1 pseudogene is annotated in these 1,472 nt (G+C 66.0%); it reads right to left on the bottom strand.

The features are described from left to right. Positions 1–1,005 (bottom strand): annotated as a pseudogene (locus QZ269_RS13070) (hypothetical protein); the annotation flags it as partial. Positions 1,006–1,472: the final 467 nt, after the last annotated feature.

Genomic DNA, 1,472 nt, shown 5'->3' with positions numbered 1-1,472 from the left:
CGCCAGCAGCGCCACGGCCCCGATCCCGCCCGCGATCAGCACCCAGAGGGCCTGAAGTTTCTGGTCTGCCGAAAACTGCACGAACGCCAGACCGAGGGCCGCCAGAAACAGCAGAACCGACAAAAAGCGCAGGCGACCCGCCCAGGCCCCGGCGCTGCGGGCCGCGTTCGCCAGCGTTCCCAGGGAATCAGCCAGCGCCGGGGCAGACGGAATCTCTACGGGGGTCACCAGCGACGGCTGCCCAGCCGCAGGCGCGACTGGAACTGGCGCAGCTTTCGCGGCCTTCTCGGGGGCTTTTGGCTGGCCCTTTGGCGGCGCGACCTGAACTGGCGGCCCCTGAACCGGACGCGCAGGCATGGGTGCGGCGGCAGTAACCGGTTCAGCGCGGGGCACAGCGTTGCCGGGGTTGACGGCGGGAGTGGGGGTCGGCGCTACAGCTGCGGCACTGGCCGCCGGACGAATGACCGTGACCGATTCCTCGATGCCCTGGGCCGGGTCGGGGGCGCGGGTAGGCACCGCCGCCACCGGGGGACGCGCCGGTACAGCGGGGGCAGGCGCCGGGCTGGGGGCAGGCTGGGTAAAGACCGGCTGAGTTGGCATGGACTGGGCTGGCATGGGCTGAGCTGCTAGAGGCTGGGCTGGCACATGTGGCGTGGGAATAGGCGCGGCCTGAAGCGGCGTAAGGGGCGCAGCGAGCGCGGCCTGCTTGACCCGGGCGGTGGTGTCGCGCACCTGCCCGAAGAAGGTCTGCACATCTACCGGGTCGAATCCCAGCAGGCTGGCAGTCAGGGCCGTTCCTGCCGGGGTTTCGACGCGCAGCAGGCCGTCCTGATCGCTGTGGATGCGGGTGAGGTCGCGCAGCGTGACCCGGCGGGTGCCGCTAGCGTCTTGATACAGCAGGGTGCCGCCCGTCAGCACGAACAGAACGTCGCTGCGTTCCAGCGAGCCGATCAGAGCTTCACTTAGCCCCGAAGCCTGTAGCAGTGAATCGACGCGTTCGCTCATAGCCGGGCCTCCTGCGCTGTGAGGACAGGGCCAAGACGGAAGACAGCAACAAGAAAGGGGCAGATCATGACGGGGTCAGCATACCGGACTTCAACCCCCCTTGCCGAGTCGCCGTGCTCAAACCTACTGGGCGTTAAAGGCAAACGCAAGCCGCTCCTTACGCCGCTGCCCGGCTCTTGGCGCACCATGCGGCATGCCCAACAGATACGGCAGCCAACCCCTGGGCAAAAGCGTCGAGGAAGTCGGGAGGTGAAACCCTATAAGACACTCCTACAAGACGCTTTTTTCTGGATCGTGGCATCGTGCGATACGTTCTGTGCAAGACCATTGCCCTGCTTGTCTCTAAGCCAGACAGCGCTTGCTTGGCTTGAATCCAGAAGACAGCGCGGGAACTGAACGACCCTGCACTGAAAGTGCAGGGGTTCGGTTGCGGCTAAAGCCGCCTTCAATCCTCCAGAATAAACGTC

It is taken from the genome of Deinococcus sp. (assembly GCF_018260405.1).
Lineage (GTDB): Bacteria > Deinococcota > Deinococci > Deinococcales > Deinococcaceae > Deinococcus.
Note: the sequence above shows the minus strand (reverse complement) of the source record. Positions and strands in the feature narration are given on the sequence as shown.